This window comes from Streptomyces sp. NBC_01426 (assembly GCF_036231985.1).
Classification (GTDB): domain Bacteria; phylum Actinomycetota; class Actinomycetes; order Streptomycetales; family Streptomycetaceae; genus Streptomyces.
On sequence record NZ_CP109501.1, the window covers coordinates 133197 to 155032 of the forward strand.

The 21836-nt window shown below is 69.2% G+C and carries 24 protein-coding genes; 10 read left to right on the forward strand and 14 right to left on the reverse strand.

Annotated features, from left to right (window positions below):
* Positions 1-18: 18 nt before the first annotated feature.
* Together OG906_RS35135 and OG906_RS35140 are read right to left on the reverse strand one after the other, a co-directional pair.
* Positions 19-414, reverse strand: a complete 396-nt coding sequence (locus OG906_RS35135; protein WP_329448331.1) for a DUF2267 domain-containing protein — start codon at positions 412-414, stop codon at positions 19-21.
* 208 nt (positions 415-622) lie between these two features.
* A complete protein-coding gene (locus tag OG906_RS35140; RefSeq protein WP_329448332.1) occupies positions 623-1057 on the reverse strand; it encodes an Hsp20/alpha crystallin family protein in 435 nt (144 codons plus the stop codon).
* Positions 1058-1183: 126 nt separating this feature from the next.
* Between OG906_RS35140 and OG906_RS35145 the strand changes: the two genes are divergently transcribed.
* Entirely contained in the window at positions 1184-1849 is a 666-nt protein-coding gene (locus tag OG906_RS35145) for an HSP18 transcriptional regulator (protein ID WP_329448333.1), read from the forward strand.
* Between the two features lie 605 nt (positions 1850-2454).
* Complete coding sequence (locus tag OG906_RS35150) at positions 2455-2664, forward strand: hypothetical protein (protein WP_329448334.1); 210 nt, start codon at positions 2455-2457, stop codon at positions 2662-2664.
* A gap of 519 nt (positions 2665-3183) precedes the next feature.
* On the opposite strand, the gene OG906_RS35155 is transcribed toward OG906_RS35150, so the two are convergent.
* Entirely contained in the window at positions 3184-3621 is a 438-nt protein-coding gene (locus OG906_RS35155; RefSeq protein WP_329448335.1) for an STAS domain-containing protein, read from the reverse strand.
* A gap of 49 nt (positions 3622-3670) precedes the next feature.
* The gene (locus tag OG906_RS35160; protein ID WP_329448336.1) at positions 3671-4024 is read right to left on the reverse strand and encodes a helix-turn-helix domain-containing protein; all 354 of its coding nucleotides are present in this window, start codon (positions 4022-4024) and stop codon (positions 3671-3673) included.
* A gap of 1175 nt (positions 4025-5199) precedes the next feature.
* Here OG906_RS35160 and OG906_RS35170 point away from each other — a divergent pair.
* The gene (locus OG906_RS35170; protein WP_329448337.1) at positions 5200-5382 is read left to right on the forward strand and encodes a hypothetical protein; all 183 of its coding nucleotides are present in this window, start codon (positions 5200-5202) and stop codon (positions 5380-5382) included.
* Between the two features lie 52 nt (positions 5383-5434).
* Here the strand turns inward: OG906_RS35170 and OG906_RS35175 are convergent, their stop codons facing one another.
* The 3 genes from OG906_RS35175 to OG906_RS35185 form a co-directional block, all read right to left on the reverse strand.
* Positions 5435-6202 (reverse strand): SDR family NAD(P)-dependent oxidoreductase, encoded by a 768-nt coding sequence (locus OG906_RS35175; RefSeq protein ID WP_329448338.1) that lies wholly within the window; start codon positions 6200-6202, stop codon positions 5435-5437.
* A gap of 203 nt (positions 6203-6405) precedes the next feature.
* The gene (locus tag OG906_RS35180) at positions 6406-6813 is read right to left on the reverse strand and encodes a (R)-mandelonitrile lyase (protein ID WP_329448339.1); all 408 of its coding nucleotides are present in this window, start codon (positions 6811-6813) and stop codon (positions 6406-6408) included.
* Positions 6814-6839: 26 nt separating this feature from the next.
* A complete protein-coding gene (locus tag OG906_RS35185; protein WP_329448340.1) occupies positions 6840-7856 on the reverse strand; it encodes a zinc-dependent alcohol dehydrogenase family protein in 1017 nt (338 codons plus the stop codon).
* A 215-nt stretch (positions 7857-8071) separates the two neighbouring features.
* Between OG906_RS35185 and OG906_RS35190 the strand changes: the two genes are divergently transcribed.
* On the forward strand, positions 8072-8959 hold the full coding sequence (locus OG906_RS35190) for a helix-turn-helix transcriptional regulator (protein WP_329448341.1): 888 nt from the start codon (positions 8072-8074) through the stop codon (positions 8957-8959).
* Between the two features lie 375 nt (positions 8960-9334).
* On the opposite strand, the gene OG906_RS35195 is transcribed toward OG906_RS35190, so the two are convergent.
* Positions 9335-9685 carry a MerR family transcriptional regulator gene (locus OG906_RS35195; RefSeq protein ID WP_329448342.1) on the reverse strand — a complete coding sequence of 117 codons (351 nt, stop codon included), beginning with the start codon at positions 9683-9685 and terminating at the stop codon, positions 9335-9337.
* 908 nt (positions 9686-10593) lie between these two features.
* Between OG906_RS35195 and OG906_RS35200 the strand changes: the two genes are divergently transcribed.
* The 3 genes from OG906_RS35200 to OG906_RS35210 all read left to right on the forward strand — a co-directional run bounded on the left by OG906_RS35200 (position 10594) and on the right by OG906_RS35210 (position 13236).
* Complete coding sequence (locus tag OG906_RS35200; RefSeq protein ID WP_329448343.1) at positions 10594-10983, forward strand: ATP-binding protein; 390 nt, start codon at positions 10594-10596, stop codon at positions 10981-10983.
* Between the two features lie 538 nt (positions 10984-11521).
* Positions 11522-12748 carry a PP2C family protein-serine/threonine phosphatase gene (locus tag OG906_RS35205; protein WP_329448344.1) on the forward strand — a complete coding sequence of 409 codons (1227 nt, stop codon included), beginning with the start codon at positions 11522-11524 and terminating at the stop codon, positions 12746-12748.
* A 128-nt stretch (positions 12749-12876) separates the two neighbouring features.
* Positions 12877-13236 carry a hypothetical protein gene (locus OG906_RS35210; protein ID WP_329448345.1) on the forward strand — a complete coding sequence of 120 codons (360 nt, stop codon included), beginning with the start codon at positions 12877-12879 and terminating at the stop codon, positions 13234-13236.
* A gap of 103 nt (positions 13237-13339) precedes the next feature.
* Here the strand turns inward: OG906_RS35210 and OG906_RS35215 are convergent, their stop codons facing one another.
* The 5 genes from OG906_RS35215 to trhA all read right to left on the reverse strand — a co-directional run bounded on the left by OG906_RS35215 (position 13340) and on the right by trhA (position 17698).
* Positions 13340-13654: an SCO5918 family protein gene (locus OG906_RS35215; protein ID WP_329448346.1), complete on the reverse strand. Its 315-nt coding sequence runs from the start codon at positions 13652-13654 to the stop codon at positions 13340-13342.
* Positions 13655-13700: 46 nt separating this feature from the next.
* Positions 13701-14105 carry a CBS domain-containing protein gene (locus OG906_RS35220; protein ID WP_329448347.1) on the reverse strand — a complete coding sequence of 135 codons (405 nt, stop codon included), beginning with the start codon at positions 14103-14105 and terminating at the stop codon, positions 13701-13703.
* Between the two features lie 45 nt (positions 14106-14150).
* Positions 14151-15665 carry a DEAD/DEAH box helicase gene (locus OG906_RS35225; RefSeq protein WP_329448348.1) on the reverse strand — a complete coding sequence of 505 codons (1515 nt, stop codon included), beginning with the start codon at positions 15663-15665 and terminating at the stop codon, positions 14151-14153.
* Between the two features lie 310 nt (positions 15666-15975).
* On the reverse strand, positions 15976-16179 hold the full coding sequence (locus OG906_RS35230; protein ID WP_266967262.1) for a cold-shock protein: 204 nt from the start codon (positions 16177-16179) through the stop codon (positions 15976-15978).
* 691 nt (positions 16180-16870) lie between these two features.
* Entirely contained in the window at positions 16871-17698 is an 828-nt protein-coding gene (gene trhA / locus OG906_RS35235; protein WP_329448349.1) for a PAQR family membrane homeostasis protein TrhA, read from the reverse strand.
* A gap of 215 nt (positions 17699-17913) precedes the next feature.
* Between trhA and OG906_RS35240 the strand changes: the two genes are divergently transcribed.
* Positions 17914-18474: a hypothetical protein gene (locus tag OG906_RS35240; protein WP_267803636.1), complete on the forward strand. Its 561-nt coding sequence runs from the start codon at positions 17914-17916 to the stop codon at positions 18472-18474.
* 291 nt (positions 18475-18765) lie between these two features.
* A complete protein-coding gene (locus OG906_RS35245; protein WP_329448350.1) occupies positions 18766-19116 on the forward strand; it encodes an STAS domain-containing protein in 351 nt (116 codons plus the stop codon).
* Between the two features lie 279 nt (positions 19117-19395).
* On the opposite strand, the gene cqsA is transcribed toward OG906_RS35245, so the two are convergent.
* On the reverse strand, positions 19396-20586 hold the full coding sequence (gene cqsA / locus OG906_RS35250; protein WP_329448351.1) for an alpha-hydroxyketone-type quorum-sensing autoinducer synthase: 1191 nt from the start codon (positions 20584-20586) through the stop codon (positions 19396-19398).
* A 143-nt stretch (positions 20587-20729) separates the two neighbouring features.
* Between cqsA and OG906_RS35255 the strand changes: the two genes are divergently transcribed.
* Positions 20730-21287: an EF-hand domain-containing protein gene (locus tag OG906_RS35255; protein WP_329448352.1), complete on the forward strand. Its 558-nt coding sequence runs from the start codon at positions 20730-20732 to the stop codon at positions 21285-21287.
* Positions 21288-21836: the final 549 nt, after the last annotated feature.

Genomic DNA, 21836 nt, shown 5'->3' on the forward strand with positions numbered 1-21836 from the left:
GCTTTGTACCGGTCGTAGTCAGGTGGGCTGGGGGTGGCCGAAGAGGAGGTCGTAGCCCGGAGGGAGTTGGAGCAGGACCTCGCGGGTGAGGACGTCGCCCGCCGCTGCGGCCGCCGTGGACAGGACGGCGCCGATGTCCCACACGGCCGTCTGCTCGGTGGCGCCCTCGATCCAGGCCGCGGTCGCCCGCACGAAACGCTCGGGAGACAGCGGCTCGGCGGCCTGCAGGGGGTTGAGGAGGATCAGCGCGTAGGTCTCGGGAAGGCGTGCGGCCAGGTCGGCGCGCACCTTGCCGACGAGGTGGGCGCCCAGCAGGGCCAGAACGACGCGGGCCACACGGTCGGCTTCTTCCGCGGTCTCGTAATTGCCGCGTTCCTGGACGTGCGCCAGGAAGGACTCTCGGCGCATCGACATCACGTCACCTCCGATGGAGCGGAAGGAAGCGGAGAGGGGAGAGCGAAGCGGCGGAGTCCGGGAGCGCCGGGAGCCAGGGTCCCGGCATCCTGCGGGCCGGCAGGTGGTCAGCTGGAGGCCTGCCAGTCGCCGGCCTCGCGGTGAATGCCGGGCCTGGTGGCGCGGGAGTCCGGTTCCCGGTCTCCGCCGCGGTTCAAGGGGGGCTGGTTCAGCCGGAGATCTGCTTGTGGTCGTCGGCTCGGCCGATGCTGATCTTGCGGGGCTTGGCGCGCTCGGCGATCGGGATCCGCAGGGTCAGGACACCCGCGTCGTAGTCGGCTTCGATGCGCTCGGTGTCAAGGGTGTCGGCCAGCATGACCTGGCGGGAGAAGACGCCCAGGGGCCGCTCGGAGAGTTCCATCTGCACGCCGTCGGACTTACCCGCAGGGCGGCGCTCGGCCTTGACCTTGAGCATGTTGCGCTCGACGTCGATGTCGATCGCCTCACGGTCCACACCGGGGAGGTCGAAGGCGATCACGTAGACGTCACCGTCGCGGTAGGCGTCCATCGGCATCACCGACGGCTTCGACCACGTGCCCGACGTACCCGACAGCTGCTGGACGATCCGGTCCATCTCGCGGAACGGGTCAGTGCGCATCAACATCGCGAAACACCTCCACTTGGTTCAGGCAGAAACTGCCAATGCGCTTCAACGTGCATCCGTTGTAACATGTCATCGAAACGATGACAAGTGAGACGTCATCTGGAGGATGACGAGACGGAGGGTCGTATGACCGAACCCGCCCCACCGGCCACACCGGTTCCCTTCCCTGCCGCCGCGGCAGCACTGGAGGCCATCAACCAGTCCGTCAGGGACGCGCAGCTGCCCTCCGCGCACACCCCTGCCCCAGCGCAGCCCGCGGCCGGCTCAGGCCCGCACCCGGCCCTGGCCGCACTGCTGACGCTGCGCGAGGTGCGCGAACAGCTCGCAGGTTGGGAGAGCAACCTGATCGAAACCGCCCGCGACGAGGGCGCCAGCTGGGCCGAGCTCGCCGGACCCCTCGGAGTAGCCAGCCGACAGGCAGCCGAACGCCGCTACCTCCGTCTGCGCCCCGGCACCCCCGGCTCCACCGGAGAAGAACGTGTCCAGGCCACCCGCGACACCCGCGCCGCCGACCGCACCGTCACCACCTGGGCTCGTCACAACGCCGCCGACCTCCGACGCCTGGCCGCACAGATCACCGCTCTCACCGGCCTGCCCGCCGAGGCCGCCGACGCGGTCGGCGCCCTGAACCTGGCCCTCGGCCACGACGACGCCGCCCGCCTCGTCCGACCCCTGACCGACACCCGGCCCCATCTGCGGCCCCAGGACACCGAACTCGCCGCACACATCGACGCCCTGACCCGGAACATCCACAAACTCCGCCAGAGCGCTCACGGCCAACGCGGCACCTGAGCAGCACCCGCCGCAGGCGACCTGGGGCGCGCCCTCCCCGGCCCGCCCCGGTGCGCCAGGTATATGCGAAACGTGCGGGTGACGCTGGGGTGCGCTCCGGTGGGGACGAAGCGGGAGCGGGAGGAGAAAGCCCGGGCGCGGGGACGGGGCTCGTACGGCGGCGCTGTCGGCACGTCAGAGAGCGGGGAGCATGCCGGGCGCCGGCGGTCGGTGCGAGCCTGTGCACGGGCGCGGGAAGAGCGCCGACGACCATGCAGTCATCCGTTCGGATCACGCGCCAGGCGGGCAGCATCCCGCACCGGGAGAGGCCGAGGTGACTCCACCACGGCGTCTGCACGAGCCTGCAGCCCGCCCACCGCGCCGGGCGTGCGCGTCATCTCGCGGACCGGCGGAACCGATTCAGCGATAGAGCCCACCCTGGAGGGACCCCGGATCGAGGGACAGCGACCGCCCCACCCTGAGGGCGGATGAGGCCATTGGCACGAGCAGCCGGCCGAATCCGAGCTCCTCGCCTGGCCGGGATTGCCAAGACTCCACCCGCCCATCCGACCTCGGTGGCGGACTGCCGCGCCCCGCAACTCCGACACCCGTGGGAAGGTGGCCCCGTGACCACGACGACGCTGCAATGCGCGGACACTCCCCTCCCCCCGGCCCAGGGCCTGCCCTGGGCGGTCGGCGTGGGCCGGGCCTGCTTCGCCTGCGGCAAGAAACTCACCGCCGGCGCCATCTCCCGCGGAAAGGTCCCCAGCCGGCAAGGAGTCCACAACACCGACATCGAGGTGTGGGCCTGCCCCAGCACAAGGCCCGCCTCATGAACGCGCGCCCCGCGCGACCCACTGGTGAAAAAGACGATCAGCCCCCGACCTGCCGACGGTGTGGAGCCCGGGCCCTGACCATCGGTGGCCCCGAAGGCGGAGTCATCGTGCACGAGAGGGCCTGCCCCAACCGGCGCGAAGGCGAACCGGCAGCCCGCCCACCCCACACCACCTGATTCCGGCCTGACGGCTTGGGGTGACTGCCGGAGCGGCGGGCCCCACCACGGTGCACAGTTCCGGCGGTCGGGGGTGCCCGCCAATACGCGGGCGCACAGCCCGGGGTGTGGTGTCCGGCTCGGGACGGACACCACGCGAGGGAAAGTCAAGGGGAATGCCGGCGAGCGAGGACGATACGTTCCTCGTCACGCCCGCCCGGGACTGGCCGTGCGGCGGCCCGTCACTCCTCGCCGCAGCGTCGATCGTTCGGCGCGCGGGGCGGGGCGAGGAAGCGATTCTCCGTGTACCCCTCCAGCGCCTGGCGACGATCGGGTGAGCCGCATCGCCGTGGTCACACCCGGTTTAACGCGCAACCTCCCAGCTGGTTTTCCGGACCTGGGGCTGACGGACTGTGTCGAAGTTCGTGCCCCACCCGCCACCTTCCCGCTGCTCGCCTGCGTGCTGTGCCGATTGGGGCTCCAGGCCGAAGTGGGCGGCGGTGCCGGTGGCGTGCAGAACGCGGGCCACGATGGGTTGGAACGGGCCGCTGAGATGGAACCCGACTCCGGCGCGGGCCGCTTCGGCCCTGGCCCACAGCAGAGCGCCCAGTCCAGAGCAGTCGCAGAAGGACACCCCGCTGATGTCGACGCGCAGCAGGGCGGGGTGGTTGTCGAGGCATGCGCGGACCGCGTCGCGGACAGCCGGCGCGGTCTCCAGGTCGAGTTCACCGGCGAGGGGGATCAGGCCGTAACGGCCGGGGAGGAGCACCGTGCGGGCGGGCCGCCGAGGGGAGGGAATCACGCCCGGCTTTCGCGAGTCTGCTGTCTCAAGGTGCATGAGCTCCGCCTCCTCAGGCCGCGGCGGGTGGGCCGGCCGCCGAGCGGGAGGCGTTGAGGTTGTCGGCGTTGATACGGCGGGCTTCTTGGAGCTGGTCCTCCAGGGCGACGATGCGGCAGGCCGCCTCCACGGGCAGGCCTTGGTCGACGAGTTCACGGGCGCGGGCGGCGATCCGCAGCTGGTGGCGGGAGTATCGCCGGTGCCCGCCGGGTGAACGGAGCGGCGTGATCAGGCGGTGCTCGTCGATGGCGCGGAGGAAGCGTTGGGTGGTGCCGAGCATGTCGGCGGCCCGGCCCATGGTGAAGGCGGGGTAATCATCGTCGTCCAGGTGACCGCCGCGCGGGCCGGTCGGATTCTCTGCCGTCATCTCACCTCTCTGAAGAACGCGGAGGGGCCCTGGCACGTGTCGCGCCAGGGCCCCGAAGGAACTGCTACACCATCTACCGGCCCTGATACTGCGCCGGCCTCATTCCGCACACCCGCCTGGAAGACGACGGGTGATGCGGGGATCGCGGTTGTTCGACCGGAGACCACCTCACTCACGATGTCCTGCGGTACCCGAACTCGCGTGGCGTCCGGGCGATCCCGATGATGCCCAATCCCTCCGTTCATCCCTCGGATGATCAACTACCTACCTACGGGAACTGCCGATACTGCGAACTGCTTGTACTGCTCGTGACCTGACCAAGCGCCACACTTTCGACAGCCAGCCCCGTCGCCCAACCTGCATCCACTCTGGCTTGGAACCCCACTCCTGCATCCACTCTGGCTTGGAACCCCACTGCCGAACCTCCCGATGCGCGCGCCCGCAGCCGACGCCTTCACCGAGGAACCACTCCACTGACTTCACTGCTGAGGTACCGCGAACTGCTGGTACCGCCTGGTGGCCCCTCATGACCGCAGGCCACCCGATCCGATGATCAGTCCCGTCGCCGTCCCGCAACCGCTCTTGGCTTCGACACTCCACCACCGCACCGCACTGCTGAACTGCAACCACCTGTACTGCAATCACCTGTACTGCGGTACTGCTGCCCGGCAGTTCGTCTCTGCCGGGCCCTTCGCTCTCTCTGGGCTACGAGAGAAACCATAACCACACCACCGCCCAATGTCTACTCCAGTCGGCATAGGTTTCTGCTTGCTTGGCGAGGGAGGTATTCGGATCCCACCAGGATGGAAGGGAGGTAGTCCGGGGCACAACCGGCTCGGCTGCGTGCTGAACACGACAACAGAAACCGGAGCGCGGGATAACCACGACGAGCACCGAGTGCGCGGCCCTTGTGTCCCTGTCCGCCGTCGCCGAGGCACGCTGGCCGCCCAGGCGTTCCTCGCTTCCTTCGGCCCGTCCCTCGATGCGGAGCACGCCGACACCGATGGTCTTGGTCGGTTCCGATCTCGTGACCAACGCCCTCGTCACGGTGGCGGCACCTACACGCTCCGACTGGCCGCCCACCCCGGCACGATCGAGGCCGCCGTCGACGACCCCAGCCCGCAGACGCCGCGCATGCGCACACCCGACCTCGTCCATGACACGGGAGGGCTCGGTTGGCACATGGTCAAGACCGTACGTGCCCCAGGGACGAGGACATCGCCCGGCTCTCCCCGCCCAAGCACAAGAACATGAACCTGCTCAACCGCTACAGCTTCACGGCCTCGACCCCGGCCGCCGGCGCCCTGCGTCCGCTGCGCGACCCGGAAGCGCCGGAGCGGGACGAGAACGACGGGTAGGGCGTGAGGACACTGATAGGTGGCCACCGTGTCGGCCGGGTGGGATGGGGGGCTACTGGGCGGTGTAGCCGCCGTCGATGGGCAGGGCGATGCCGGTGACGTAGCCGGCGCCGGGGCTGCACAGCCACAGGACGGCCTGGGCGATCTCCTCGGCGGTGCCGAGCCGGTCGATGGCCTGGCCGGTTTCGGCCTGGTGGCGGTCGAGTTCTCCGCCTTCGACCATGGCGTCGACCATGGGGGTGGCGATGGTGCCGGGGCAGACGGCGTTGATGCGCACGCCGCGAGCACCGTATTCGAGGGCGGCGCTCTTGGTCAGGCCGATCACGCCGTGTTTGGTGGCGTGGTAGGCGGCGCGGCCCGGGTTGCCGACGAGGCCGCCGAGGGAGGAGCAGTTGACGATCGCGCCGCTGCCCTGGTCACGCATGTGGCGCAGTTCGTGCTTCATGCTCGCCCAGATGCCGCGCAGGTTGATGCCCTGGACGCGGTCGAACTGCTCGGCGCTCTCGTCGGCGGCGTCGGTGGGCGGAGGCATGACGCCGGCGTTGTTGTAGGCCATGTCGAGCCGGCCGAAGGTCTCCACCGTGCGGTCGACGGCGGCGGCGACCTGGTCCTCGTCGGCGACGTCGCAGATCAGGGCGAGGGCCTGGTGGCCGGCGTCGGTGAGCTCCTTCACGGCGGTGTTGACGGCGCGCTCGTCGATGTCGGCGAGGCCGACGGCGGCGCCGGCTTCGGCGAAGGCGCGGGCGGTGGCCAGGCCCATGCCGGAGGAGGCGCCGGTGACGAAGGCGACCTGGCCGGTGAAGTCGTAGGTGGGGTTCATGCCGTTGTTGTCCCGTCGGGAAGTGGGGGTGGTGCCGTGGGGGTGGTTGGCGCGGCTTCCTGTGGGTCGCTGGAGCAAGCGGTCACGGCGAGCAGCAGAGCGGCTGCGGAGGCGATACGGACCGGACCGCGAAGGACTGTGGAGTGCGTGGAGAGGACCTTCAGAGACGTCATGCAGGCCTGGACGCGGGGCCGGGCGCGAGGTCAGACGGCCGGGGCAGCGGCGTACTCGGCATCGGTGACGGGTGTCAGCCAGTGCACGACGTCGTGGTCGGCGTCGCCCTCGTTGATGGCCAGGTGGACCATCAGCCGATTCGGGGTAGCGCCGTGCCAGTGCTCCTCGTCGGCCTCGAACAGGACACGGTCGCCGGGCCGGATGACCTCGACCGGTCCGCCGCGGCGCTGGCACAGGCCGATTCCCTCGGTGACGAAGACGGTCTGGCCCAGCGGGTGGCGGTGCCAGTGGGTGCGGGCGCCGGGCATGAAGTGCACCAGGTTCGCGGTGACCCGGGACGGGGCGGGCGCGGCGGCGACGGCGTCGATGTAGACGTCGCCGGTGAACCAGTCGGTCGGCCCCTTTGCGGTGTCGATCGAGCTGCGGGTGATCTGCACGGTTGCTCCTTATCCGGTGGAGGGGGTCAGGGCGTGAGGAGGGTCTTGATGGCGCGACGCTCGTCCATGGCCTTGTAGCCCTCGGCGACCTGGTCGAGAGGGAGAGCGAGGTCGAAGACCTTGCCGGGGTCGATCCGGCGGGCGAGGACGCGGTCGATGAGATCGGGTAGGTAGCGGCGTACGGGGGCGGGGCCGCCGCGCAGGCCGACGTGGGAGAAGAACAGCTCCTGCCCGTCGATCGCGACCTCGTGCGGAACCCCGACAAAGCCGACGTTCCCGCCGGGCCGGGCCGTGTGGAGGGCCTGGCTCATGGCCTGGGCGGTGCCGACGCACTCCAGGACGGAGTCCGCGCCGATCCCGTTCGTCATCTCCTTGATGCGGGCGATGCCATCCTCACCGCGTTCGGTGACGATGTCGGTGGCCCCAAAGGCGCGGGCCAGCTTCTGCCGCGTCTCGTGCCGCGACATGACGATGATCCGCTCGGCGCCCATCGCCTGCGCCGCGATCACGCCGCACAGGCCGACCGCTCCGTCGCCGACGACCACGGCGGTCGAGCCGGGCCTCACCTCGGCGGCATCCGCGGCCCACCAGCCGGTGCCCATGACGTCGGAGACGGCCAACAGACCGGGCCAGAACGCCTCGTCCGGCACCTCGTCGGTGGCGACCAGAGTGCCCTGAGCGTGGGGGATACGGACGTACTCGGCCTGGCAGGTCGACATGAACTCGCGGTGCAGGCAGTTCGACTGGAAGCCATTGCGGCAGTTCACGCAGGTGTTGTCCGAGGTGGCAAACGATCCGACGACGAACTGGCCCGGCTTCACCGAGGTGACCTCGGAACCGACCTCCTCCACGAAGCCGACGTACTCGTGGCCCATCGGGTGCGGGTCACCGATCGGCTCAGCGCCGCGGTAGGGCCACAGGTCCGAGCCACATACACAGGTCACGGCCGTGCGGATGATTGCGTCGGTCGGGTGAAGGATCTTGGGGTCGTCCATGGTCTCGAACCGGACATCGCCGGGAGCGTGGATCACTGCGCCGCGCATGAGAGGGGTTCCTTTACGTGCCGAGGCGTGCAGCCGCCGGATGTCCGGGACAGTCGCCGTGTGCAGGGCCCGGGTGCGCGCCCGTCATGACTGCGGCGGGCGGAAAGCACCACGTCATCCAGGTAACCCGCTCTCAGAGCCCGTAGCGAGACACCATCAAGGGGTGTACTGCCAGTACACCCCTACGGCCGTGTGCGGGACGTACCGTCGAAGGCGTGGACAACCAGGAAGAGGTCCGCGAGTTCCTCACCTCGCGGCGCGCGAAGATCACCCCCGAGCAGGCGGGCCTGCCCGCCGGCAGCCGCCGGCGCGTGCCGGGCCTGCGCCGCAGCGAGGTCGCGGCCCTGGCCGATGTGAGCGTGGAGTACTACGCCAAGCTGGAGCGCGGCAACCTCGCCGGCGTCTCACCGGCCGTCCTGGAAGCCGTCGCCCGCGCCCTGCAGCTCGACGACGCCGAACGCGCCCACCTACTCCATCTGGCCCAGGCCGCCGACGGCTCAGACGCCCTCACCCGGCCCCGCCGACGCGCCACCCGGCGGTGGAAGCCGCACCCGAGCCTGCAGTGGACCCTGGACGCGGTCACCGAGGGCCCGGCGTTCGTCCGCAACGGCCGCATGGACCTCCTGGCCGTCAACCAGCTCGCCCGCGCCTTCTACGCCGACGTGTACGCCGACCCCCTCAACCAGGACAACCTCGCCCGCTTCGCCTTCCTCAGTCCCGATGCACGCCGCTTCTACCCCGACTGGAACCAGGCCGCTGACATCACCGTCGCCATCCTGCGCACCGAAGCCGGCCGCAACCCCCACGACAAGGACCTCCACGACCTCGTCGGCGAACTCTCCACCCGCAGCGACGCCTTCCGCACCCGTTGGGGCGCCCACGACGTCCGCCACCACGGCACCGGCTTCAAGCGTTATCACCACGCGGCAGTGGGCGAACTCACCCTTTCCTACGAAGGCCTGGAGATGACCGCCGAACCCGGCCTCACCCTCACCATCTACACCGCAGAACCCGCCTCCCCCTCCGAACAGAGCCTGCGCCTGCTCGCCTCCTGGGCAGCCACGCCCCAGACCCCCGCGCCGGAATCACCCGCCGGTGACTGAGAATCCCCGACCGAAGGGCGCTGGAGGGCAGGGCGGCAGGGCGGGCGCTCAGGGCAGCGGCGGGCTCGGCGCCGGCGCCGGGAGTCTGCGCGGAGGCGACGGGGAGACCGGACAACGCAGCACGAACGGAAAGCCCGGGCTGATCACCGTCGCCTGCCAACTGGAAGGATCACCGCACTCCCCGAGCACGGCAAGGAACCAGTCCGCTCACCCTGGACCTCGTGACGCGCTCGCCGTCAGCTGGCCCCAGTGGATCGCGGACAGGTAAGGACGCTACAGAGTAGGCAAAGGGAACTTCCGACCCACGACAGGCGGCGCAGACGCCAACACACGACGTCACGACTGGCAACCAACCCGGCGGGCGCGGGAACCTGCTCACGCCACGGACGGTGGGTCCGTCGTCGCGGCGGCATTGCGGTATTCGGCGTTGAGGCGTTGGGCTTCTTCGAGCTGGTCTTCGAGGATGACGATGTGGCAGGCCGACTCGATCGGGGTGCCCTGGTCGACGAGTTCCCGGGCACGGGCCGCGATCCGCAGCTGATACCGGGAGTAGCGGCGGTGTCCGCCCGCGGAGCGCAGCGGGGTGATGAGGCGGGCGTCGCCGATGGCGCGGAGGAAGCCCTGGGTGGTGCCGAGCATCTCGGCCGCCCGGCCCATCGTGTAGGCGGGGTAATCGTCGTCGTCCAGGTGACCGCCCAGCGGGCCGGTCGTGTTCTCTGCCGTCATCGCACCTCTCTGTGAAACACGTGGAGGGGCCCCGGTGCTTATGGCACCGGGGCCCCGAAGGAACTGCTACACCATCTACCGGCCCTACTACTGCACCGGCCTACTTGTTTCCGCCGACCCGACCTGAATGCCGTCGGGTGTACGGGGATCGCGGTTGCTTGACCGGAGACCACCTCACAAACGATGTCCTGCGGTACCCGGGCCCTGTCACTGCGCCCGGGCGATCCTGATGGCGCCCATTCCTCCGTTCATCCCTCGGGATCAACTACATACCAAATGGGAACTACACACTGCTGGAACTACCGGTACTGCTCCACTCGATACTGCTGATACTGCGCACTGCGTGTACTGCTCGCGGCCTGACCGAGCGCCACGTCTTCGGCAGCCAGCCCCGTCGCCCATCCTGCATCTGCTCTGGCTTAGAACCCCACTGCCGAACCTCCCGGCACGAGCGTCCACCATCGACGCCCACACCGAGGTACCGCGTACTGCATTTACTGCTGGTACTGCGTGTACTGCTTGCGGCGGCCCCTGATCACCGCGGGCCACCCGGTCCGGTCGCCAGTCCCGTCGCCGACCTGCACAAACCTTGGCTTCGACACTCCACCACCGCACCGCCATGCGCACTGCACCTACGGGTACTGCTTGTACTGCTGCCCGCCAGTTCGTCTCTGGCAGGCCCTGCGGTCCTTCTGGGTTACGAGAGAAACCATAACCACACCATCGGCCAATGTCTAATCCAGCCGCGATAGATTTCCGGGCGCTCGACAGCGAGGTAATCCACATCGGACGATCGTCGCGACGGCCGGGCACGCAAGTCGGTCATCGCCGGAGTAACCCACTCAGGTCGGGGCACAAGAACCGCACGGACAGGACAGAGCGGCGACGATCAGGGACCAGGTGATCCGATGGACACGATGAGCGTCACCGTCGCCCCCACCCGCTGCGGGACCTCCATCGCCGGAGCGCGCGAGAGCGCCCGCCGCTTCATGGAAGACCTCCTGCCGGTCATCGCGGCCGAGGCCGCCGAAACCGTGATCATGGTCGTCTCCGAGCTCGTCACCAACGCTCTGCGCCACGGCGGCGGCACCGCCACCATGAACCTGACCGTGCACCCCGACGGCATCGAGGTGGCCGTGCACGACGACAGTCCGCGGGCGCCGCGCACGCGCACCCCCGACCTGAACGGCGGCACCGGAGGATTCGGCTGGCCCATGGTCAAGCGCCTCGCCCACACCACCGCCGTCACCCCCCAGCCGGCCGGCGGCAAGACCGTAAGCGCCCTCATCGCCCGATAGCGCTGCCGGCGGCGACCTGCCCACGGCAAATCTTGCCGGTGACCGTCGGCGCCAACGCCGCACGGCCGCGGCCGCCGCGGCGGGACTGCTCGGCCGGACTCGAAGCACGGGCCGTGACCCGCCATGAGAACGATCCGTTGGGGATGGATGACATGACGGCAGCGCTGGGCACCGCATCAGGTGCCCAGCCGGGCGAGCCTGCCGGCCGGCCCTTGGTTCGGCCCGGCCGGTCCGGCAGGCGTGACACCCAACGCGCGGGAACGATCGAGCGCATCCTCCAGGCCGTTTGGAGCGGCGCCGAAGCGGCCATCCGCAGCCTGCCGGCCCAGCCGACTGCGGTCGCGGACATGGCCGTCCTGCTATCGAGCGCCTCATGGTGCAATGGGGCCTGTCCGATGCCGTCTCGGCGCGGATCTTCGCGCACCCGGGACGAAACCCGGGCGGCATCGAGCATTGAGGGATCGCTGTGACCGCAGGAGCACCGGATGGCGGACATACCTCTCGTCTCCCCGGAGGCGAAAGCCACCACGGTAAGGCGATGACCTTGGCGGGGGCGTTGGAGGCGGCGGAGGCCGCGGCGCCCGTGGAGTCACTCGACGTGGTCGCCCGCATGCTCAAGAAGCACCTCCACGCGGGGTCGGTGTCCTTCCTGATCACCGACTTCACCGGCAGTTCGGTCGTGCGGCTGGGAGCCGCAGACAGCGTCGAGACCGACGAGCCGCCCCGGCGCATCCCGCTGCGCGGCACCCTGTACGAGGACGTGATCCGCAGCCAGCAGCCGAAAGTGGAGCACCGAGGCGCTGGTCAGTTGGTGCGGGTCGTCGCTCCTGTGACCAACCGCGGTGATGCCATCGGCCTCTTGGAACTGTTCCTGCCCGTGGTACCGGACGCGGAGGAGATGCGGGAGATCGGGGAGACCGCGCACGCTCTCGCGTACATCGTCATCGCGAATCGGTCTTACACCGATGTGTACCAGTGGGGCCGCCGCACCAAGCCCCTGAGCCTGGCCGCGGAGATCCAACACCGTCTGCTCCCGGCGTCACTGGCGTGCGAGGCGGCACAATTCGCGGTCGCCGGCGCGCTGGAACCCGCCGAACACGTGGGGGGCGACACCTTCGACTACGTGATCGACCGGGACACCGTCCAGCTCTCCGTAACCGACGCCATGGGTCACGACGTCGACGCCGCGCTGCTCGCCACCCTGGTGGTGGGCGCCCTGCGGCGGGCCCGGCGGGCGGGTGCCGGCCTCGCGGAACAGGCCCACCAGGCCGACCAGGCCATGCGCGATCACGGCCGCAGGGGTTACGTCACCGGCCAACTGTTGCGCATCAGCCTGCTCGACGGCCAGACGGAGTTCCTGAACGCCGGGCATCCCTGGCCGCTTCGGATGCGCGAGGGGGAAGTACAGCAGATCGTTCCCGAGGTCGACCCGCCGTTCGGCCTCAGTCTCCAGATCTCGCAAGCCAACACCTACCGGGTCCAGTCGCTGGACCTGCGACCGGGTGACCGGCTGGTGATGCTGACGGACGGCATGCTGGAACGCGGCGCCGAAAGCCTCGATCTGTCGGACCTGATCGTCGCCACCCGCGCACTGCACCCCCGAGAAGCCGCCCGCACCCTCATCAAAGCGATCGTCGACACCGGTGATGGTCATCTGGACGACGACGCGACCGTCATGTGCCTGGACTGGCACGGCGTCCACAACTCCGAGCGCGACGCCGCCACCGGCGCCGACCTCACCAACGCCTCACAACCGACAACATGAGGCGGCCACGCCCCGACAAACCCGAGTCCCCGACCTCGGACAGATAGTCGCGTCGGCTGTCTCGCTGTCGGTGTCTACCACCTGACCGGTCGAGTGGGGCGGGCGGTCCGTGCATAAAATCGGTTCTCATGTCGAAGCATGACGAGCTGCTCGTTGACGTTGCCACTCTGGTGGAGTCCGGGCAGAGCAATCAGATGTCCCTGACCGTGGTCACCGGTGGTGCTGTCATCACCGGCCGGCTGGCTCCCGAAGCCGTTTGGAGGCGGAGGGTGTCGGAGGTCCTGACGGATTCTGACCGGCTGGGTGAGTTCTCCGCCGTCTTCACCACCACGCCACCTCGGGAGGGGCCGCCCACCCATCTGCACTTTCATGTGGCCCGCATCCTTCAGGGCACGGTGGGGATCCCGGAGACGGGTGGGATGTATCGCGTCTCGATCGCGGATGTGAGCGCGTGGACCGTGGGCGACTTCAGCTACTCCGACCACTGACGGGCGCCGTGTAGCGAGAGGGATCGGGACGCGGGAGGGCCCGACCGGCGCGTGGCGGTCGGGCCCTCGTCGTTGTTCGGGTGTCGGCTCGGGCCGGCCTTCGTCAGGCGGTCACCGGGCTGCCGAGCATCGCGGAAGCCTGCCGGAACGGGCTGCGGACGCGCGTGGGCACGGCGGCGACAAGGGGAAGGCCGCGGCAGGTGAAGCCGAGCTGGGTCATGGCGCGAAGGACTTCGCCGGCGCTGAAGTCCCGGCGGTCCTGGCGGGTGATGACCTGGCCGACCTGCTTGAGGGGGTAGGTGCGGCGGCCGATGATCACGGATTCGCCGGTGACCTGTTCGGGCTTGATGCCCTTCATCGACTCCAGGACACCGCTCTTGGTCAGGTCGAACGGGAAGCGGGCGATGACACAGCGCACGAGGCCTCACAGGAAGAAGGGAACGGTTGTGCCGCGGTGAGGCGGTTCAGCGGGCAAGGGCGAGGACGCCCAGCGCGCTGCCCTGCTCGTCGACGACGGGCAGGGCATCGAGCCTGCGATACCGCATCGCGTGGTCGGCCTCGGCCATCGTGGTGGTGGGCAAGGCGAACGGCCCGCGGTCGCCGAGGACAGCCCGCAGACGGACCCGGTCCGTGTAGGCCGCGCTGTCGCGGACGGCGGTGAGTTGGGCCCGGGTGACCAACCCGGTGCACAGGCCGTCCTCGTCGCAGACGAGCAGATGTCCCGCGTGGGCGCCGGCCATGACGGCCAGCGCCACCTCGACCGTCATGTCGTCACAGACCTGCGGGCCGGCCGCCTCCATCGCGTCGTCCACCGTGCGCTGTACAAGGTCGGCGTTCGCCGAGCGGGGCTGCATCTGAACCAGCGTCAACACGTGCCTCCTGCAGAGGTGGGTCAGTTTCCGGATCACTGGTTCTCAGGCCGCCGCGTCGAAGGCGGACTGTCGCGCGCTCACGCGCCGGGCAGCCGAAACGGGCCGACGCCGACCGCGGGAGGTCGCGCTGCGCCCGGGTCGCTCGGAGACCGGCGCGGTGATGGTGACCGGAATACCGGAGGGGGCCTGCGCGCCGGTGATGCGGTGTAGTGCCTCCTCGCCGGAGCGGACCTGGGTGGACTGCGGGGTGATGCCCGCGGCCGTCATCAGCCGGGTCATGTCGCGGCGCTGGTGGGGAGTGACCAGGGTGACGACGCTGCCGGACTCGCCGGCGCGGGCGGTGCGGCCGCCGCGGTGGAGGTAGTCCTTGTGGTCGGTCGGCGGGTCGATGTTCACCACGAGGTCGAGGTTGTCGACGTGGATGCCGCGCGCGGCCACATTGGTGGCGACCAGCACGGTGACGTGGCCGGTCTTGAACTGGGCGAGGGTGCGGGTGCGCTGGGGCTGGGACTTGCCGCCGTGGAGCGCGGCGGCTCGTACACCGCTGTTGAGGAGGTGTTCGGTCAGGCGGTCGACGGCGTGCTTGGTGTCGAGGAACATCATCACCCGGCCCTCGCGCGCCGCGATCTCCGTCGTCATCCGCTGCTTGTCTGCGCCGTGGACGTGCAGGACGTGGTGTTCCATCGTGGTCACCGCGCCGGCCGAGGGGTCCACCGAGTGGACGACCGGGTCGGTCAGGTAGCGGCGGACCAACAGGTCGACGTTGCGGTCCAAGGTGGCGGAGAACAGCATCCGCTGGCCCTCGGGGCGCACCTGGTCCAGCAGGGCGGTGACCTGGGGCATGAACCCCATGTCGGCCATCTGGTCGGCCTCGTCGAGGACGGTGATCGCCACCTGGTTCAGCCGGCAGTCACCGCGGTCGATGAGGTCCTTCAACCTGCCGGGCGTGGCCACGATGACCTCGGCGCCTGCGCGCAGCGCGCCGGCCTGCCTGCCGATCGACATGCCGCCGACGACGGTGGCCAGGCGCAGCCTGACGGAGCGGGCGTACGGGGTGAGGGCGTCGGTGACCTGCTGGGCCAGCTCGCGGGTCGGGACCAGGATGAGAGCGAGCGGCTGGTGGGGCTCGGCGCGCCGTCCTGCGGTGCGAGCCAACAGGGCCAGGCCGAAGGCCAGGGTCTTGCCGGAGCCGGTGCGGCCTCGGCCCAGGACGTCACGGCCCGCGAGGGTGTTGGGCAAGGTGGCGCCCTGGATCGGGAACGGCACGCTCACGCCCTGGGCGCCGAGTGCGGCCAGCAGCGCCCCTGGCATGTCGAGATCGGCGAACGCCTCGACGGCGGGAAGCGCCGGGGTGATCGTCTTCGGCAGGGCGAACTCGCCCTGGACCGGGGCGGGCCGGCGGCCGTAGCCGCCCGAGCGGCTCGCACCCGCGGAACGGCTCGGGACCGAGGAGCCGAAGCGGCTGCTCCGTCCTGAACCGGCGCCCGTGCCGAAAGCGGGTCCGCCGGAACGGTTGCGGGTGCGTGAAGAGCGCTCGTTCGTACGTGTGGGGTTCATTCAGAACCTTCCTTGATGCGGCACCAATCAAGGAACTCCCGCAGCGAAAGAGCGGCGCAGGGAATCACAAGAACGTGCCGAGCAGAATATGAAAGAGAATCCGGCTCACAGAAAGCGATATGAGCACGGGCGCTGGAATGGGGGTGCGTCACACGGACGCGCTCACCAGATAAATAAATTACGGTGCAGCATTCAAGGGGCAGCGTCCTTGAAATGCCTTTCCCGCAGGTGGACGCACTGCGGGGAATGGGTGTAGCTGGGTCCCGCACCCCGAGGGATGCGGGACCCAGCTACAAGATGCGCGTCAACGTCAGGCCGGAACGATGTTCTCGGCCGTCGAGCCCTTTTGACCCTGCGCGATGTCGAAGGTGACCTTCTGACCCTCCAGCAGTTCACGGAAGCCCTGAGCGGCGATGTTCGAGAAGTGGGCGAAGACGTCCTCGCCGCCACCGTCCTGCTCGATGAAGCCGAAACCCTTGGCCGCGTTGAACCACTTGACCGTGCCAGACGCCATGTCATATCTCCTTTGGGGCAGTACACCGGTGTCCGCCCTTGCGGGCACCGTGTCGCCGCGATGATGCCCCGTCCGGAAAATGACCGGAAATACAAAGCGCAGCAGATATTCGACACTGTGGCCGACTGGGTGCGCTTGAAGTTTTTGGGTACCAAAACTGCAACCGAGATCGACAGTAGCACGCTGCTGCCGGTTGCGTACGTCCCATATTTCCATCACGTCTTTTGCAATAAAAATTCTGCCTGCAAGGCTCGTCGAACTCTTAGACGGCCGGATCAGATATTGATTCACCCCGGGTGCAGCGTTCGACAGCAAGGGGGTTTCACCAGGGGTGGGCGTGTTTTGACCACCGGCGGCGGTGCGTTGCATTGTTGTGAGCGCCACACGTGGGGAAATGTGGGGGATGGAGGTGGTGCCGCTACCCGCATCGCACCGGCGCCCCTCCCCCTTGACCACCCGGCGGCCCATGGACCCGCCGCGCGCCTCGCCGGAGCCGGATCGGGGCCGCCCGGGCCCGTTCCTCCCCGATCCCCCGGTCGGCGCGCCGGGCACGAGCCGGGAGACCGACGGCTGGTCGCATCCCCGAGACGATCCCCGCGCAGGGGGATGCCGGCCCTTCGGGAGAGGACCATCCTGCCCCCTCGTGCATCGCCGCCCGCCTGGACGGCGAGAGCGTGTCACGCCGTCGTGGTCAGGAGGCGGCAAGAACGATGGCGATGAAATGCGCGGTGAAGGCAGCCACGGTCAGAGCGTGGAAGACCTCGTGGAAACCGAACCAGCGGGGCGAGGGGTCAGGGCGCTGGAGGGCATACACAACAGCGCCCACGCTGTAGAGAAGCCCACCGGCCACGATCAGGGACAGTGTGGCCGCTCCGCCGTTGTGCAGGAAGTCCGGCAGGTAACGCACCGGTGCCCAGCCCAGCGCCAGGTAACAGGGGGTGTACAGCCAGCGGGGCGCTCCGACCCACAGGACACGGAAGGCGATGCCGGCCAGGGCACCCGTCCAAACAATCCACAGCAGGACGGATCGCTGGTCGGCGGAGAGCAGGAGCGCGGCGAGGGGCGTGCAGGTGCCGGCGATGATCAGGAAGATGTTGGCGTGATCGAGGCGCCGCAGAATGGCTTCGCCGAGTGGTCCCCACGTGCCGAGGTGGTAGACGGCGCTCGTTCCGAACAGCAGCCAGGCGGTCACGGCGTACACGGTGCATGCCAGGGCGGCCTGCGGCGTCCTCGTCAGGCAGATCAGGACGATCCCCGCCGCCAACGATGCGGGGACCATGCCGGCGTGAAGCCAGCCGCGCAGCTTCGGTTTGATCGGCTCCACCAGATCGGTCGCCCGCGCGACCAGGTCGGCGACCGGGTGAGAGTCTTCAACGGTCTCCGGCCGGTGCGATCCGGCGAGATCCATTGTTTGGCGTTCGTCGACCGTGGGCGCATGAGGAGACCTGCCGGCTTCGGCGTCGTCTCGGGACACTGCTTCCCCTCCTGACCAGAACCGCTGGGCATCATTGGCAACCATGTGCTCATGCTAAGAGCCCGTGAGCGGCAGCCTTCAGAGGCCCGCCTCGCATCCTCGGTCGGCGTCGCCGGACGCGGGCGGTTTCTCAGCCCCGCAGTGGCACTTGGCGCTTTGCCATCAACCAGTGTCGTGAAAGTCGTGTAATTCGACGGGCCGTGGGAACGATCAGGGACCCCGAACGGGCCTCTCCGCTCTCCTACTTTCAAGGATCGCCGATGCTTCCCGAGTTCCACTCGCACGCGTCCCTCCCCGTCTCCCAGCAACTGGAGCAGCGCCTGGGGCTGGACCCGCGCCTCGAAGCGGGCCGAATCGACATCGAGCGCGTTGCCGACATCGCCGTCGTCGCATCGGCCCACTCCGACGGATACGCGGCCACCGCACACCTCCTCGGACTCCTGGCAGCGCTTCCCGCTCCCACGCAGGCCGGAGAACGCTTCTGGTCCGACTTGTGGAGGTCCTCAGGCTCGCTCTACCTGCTGCCCGCCAACATCAAGACCTGGGTACTGAGTTCACTGGCCGGAGAAGGCACCGGTCTGGCCGGACAGATCCTCTCGGCTGTCAACGAGATGACCCCGCCCCAGCGCATCGCGGCCGCAGAGGTCATCGGTCAGGCACTGGCCGAATCCGACCACCTCCCCGACCTCAAGACACAGGTCATCGGCGAACTGTGGCTCCGCGACCTCGAACTCACCGCCTGGCGTGTGCTGCATGCGGACCACAAGACTGCCGATCCGTCCAGGCGGGAGGCTTTCCTCGACGCGTGGACGAAAGCCTGAGCAACCAGGCTCCTCACGACGCGATACAACGGCTTCCTCAGCCTCCCGCACTGTACGGCTGCCTCTTCCCGCCTCGCCGCCCCCGCCCCGGCTCGTCTCTGATGTTGCACACTCCCCGCCAGGCCGGAGCTGTCCCCCGTGGCCGAAGGGTCCATCGATCGCGGCGAGACACCGGCGTTCGCCGTGGCGGCAGCGCCACGGCGGGGGGCTCCCCGGGTTGATCCGGTGGCGGGTTCGGACACGGTCCGAACCCGATACCGTCGGCGCAGGAAGACCAGCCGCGGGGGAAACATGACCGACCACGACCAACCGTCACAGCGACCCGCCCCCGTGGATTCCCGGCCGGACCTGATCCGCGTGACCGGCGAACTCGACCTGGACACCGACCACGCCGCCGCCCTCGACGCGGCCCTGCGACGGGCGGTCACCGACCCCACCAACCCCGCCAAGATCACCGTCGATGTCAGCGGCCTCGCCTTCTGCGACTCCACCGGCCTCAACATCCTCATCCGCGCCCAACTCACCGCCCTCACCCACGGCCGCACCCTCCACCTCCAAGCCCCCAACCCCCAACTCCTCAAACTCCTCCACCGCACCGGAGCCCTCACCCTCTTCACCTGCGACACCCCACCAGCCACCTGATCCCAACCGCCCGAACCCCCGGGCACGATCGCGGTGAGCTGCGCCGTGCGGCCGGCGTGCAGGCCCGCGGGCTCCTACGGGTCTGTTCCAGCCGCGCCGAATGCCGGGCCACGTCGGGAATTTCGGCGCGAGCGAACGCGGACCGGGAGCGCTCGATGGGCAGGGCCCGTGCCGCCGGTACGAAAGAGTTCCGGGCCTGAGCAAGGAGTAACCACCCACGTGACCGGACATACCCCCGCTGTGCCTTCCTGATCGGGCGCCTGAGGTCCGCCCTGTCGGTCAGTGGCGACGTGCTGGTCGCAGGGCGCGCAGGCAGGTGTGGATCAGGTGCTCTGCCTGGGGGTCGGTGAGGGCGGTGTGGAGGGAGAGGCGGACCAGGGAGCGGGTGCGGGGGGTGGCCGGGGGGCAGAAGACGGAGCCGAAGACGTCGCGCTGTTCGAGGTTGTCGCGCAGGGCCATGGTCTGGCGTTCGCTGCCGCCGGTGAGGGCGATGATGTGGCTCGCGCTGTCGTGGAGGTTAAGGCCCGCGGCGGTGAGTTCCTCGCGTACCCGGGCGGATACCTGGCGGAGGCGGGTGCGGCGCCAGTGGTCCTGGCGGACGATCGTGAGGGTTTCCGCGAGGCCGGCGATGTCGTGGGGCATGAGGGTGGAGCTGAACACGGCGGGGTGCGAGGCCATTTTGAAGTGGCCGGTGAAGGCCTGATCGCAGGACGCGATGAAGCCGGCCCTGGCGGCGAAGGCCTTCGAGAGACTGGCGGTGCGGAAGTGGACCTGCCCGGTCAGGCCGAGCTCGACGGTCATGCCTTCGCCGAGGTCGCCGTGGGTGCCCAGGGAGTGGGACTCGTCGACCACCAGGACACTGCCGGTCTCCGCGGCGATGTCGGCGATGTCGGGCAGGGGGCACACGCTGCCGTCGGTGCTGTAGATCGAGTCGACCAGGATGATCCCCGGCCCGTTGTCGGTGACGCGGCGGCGCAGGTGCGCGGCGTCGTTGTGTCGGAAGCGGTGGACGGTGGCTCCCGAGATGCGGGCGCCGTCCCACAGGGACATGTGCGCCAGCATGTCGATGTAGACGGGTGTGCCCGGGCCGGCCAGGACTTGCAGGAGTCCGGTGTTGGCGGCCCAGCCGGACTGGCACAGGATCCCGGAGGGGGCGCCCATGTGGTCGGCGAGGTCGCGTTCGAGCAGCAGCTGGGGGTGGGATCCGTGGAAGAACACCCCCGACATCAGGGCGTCGTTCCCGTGGGCGGCCAAGGCGCCGGTCATGGCCTTGGTGATGCGGGGATGGCGGGCCAGGGCCAGGTAGTCGTTGCCGTTCACCAGGATCGCCTCCGGGCCGGGCGCACGCCCGTGCAACATGTGGCGGCCGTCCCAGTCCTCGCGCACCCGCCGGCTGTGGCGTTCAGTCCCCTCGCGGAACATAGCGGGCAGTTGCGGGGCGGCCGGAATGGCCGGCGTGCTGACTGTCATGACGCAGGGGGACCTCGTGTCGGCGGGTCGTCAAGTTCGCTGTGCGGAAGCCGTATCAAACCAGATGGCTGATCGTTTCCTCCCGTGTGATCACCTTCGGGTGATGTTTATGCCCCCTCGGGCGGAATCAGAGGAGAAGACCTGTGAACACTGCTATCGGAGTTCTCGACCAGAAGCTCGGCCGCGCGTTCGCCATGCTGGACGTCGACGGTGACGGCAACCTGCGCGAAGACGATCTCCTGTCGCTGAGCAACCGACTCGCCGCCGCGTTCGACATGAGCGGTGACGCCACCAAGATCGCCCGCCTGCGGAACGCGTTCACCCAGCTGTGGACCCACGACCTGTCCACCATGGACGCCGACCAGGACGGTCTCCTGGACCGGGCCGAGTTCATGTCCGGGATGAAGAAGGCCGTCGCCAACGACCGCGAGGGCATCCTTCAGCGCCTCAGCGTCATGGTCGACGCCTGGATGGACATCTGCGACACCGACGGCAACGGCCTCATCGACGAGGACGAGTTCCAGACCATGTACATCAAGTCCCTCGGCGCCTCCCCCGAAGACCTGAAGGTCGCCTTCGCCAAGCTCGACACCGACGGTGACGGCACCCTGGGGCGCGAGGAGATCCGCCGCGCCACCGAGGAGTACTACACCAGCGAAGACCCCAAGGCCCCCGGCAACTGGCTCTTCGGCGCCCTGTAACCACCGCCGGGCGTCACCGGGGCATGCCGGTTGCGTGCCGCGACGCGGGCCTGGGCGCGAAACCCGGGCGAGCCATCGCGCGGCACGCAGACCCCACGATCGCCGGCAGGCTCCGCCGGTCGTTTCCCGGGTCAGAGTCAGGGTGTGTCGCCCTGCCACAGGAACGGGCCCTCGACGTCGCCCGCGAGGGACGCGTAGAACGCCCGGCCACCCGACCCGAACAGGCCCCTGTCGGTGATCAGCAACGCGCCCTCCACTCGGTCCGTTACAGACCAACCGGTGACATCGAGGACCAGACCGTCCAGGGGGCCGCCAGAGAGTTCGACGTAGGCGCGGTCGGGCTGTGGGCCCGCTCCTCGCCGCTGTCGCCGGAACTGCCGTACACCCGTCGTACATCCATCGCGTCCACTCCGCCGGCCTGCCCGCACGAGGGCCTCTCCACCCGCCGAACGCGGGAGACACCGCGCCCATCGTGCCCTTCCCGCCAGGTGAGTACCGGGGAATCCGCGCACTTGTGGGGCCGGCCCCCTCTGACACCGGTGCCGCCAC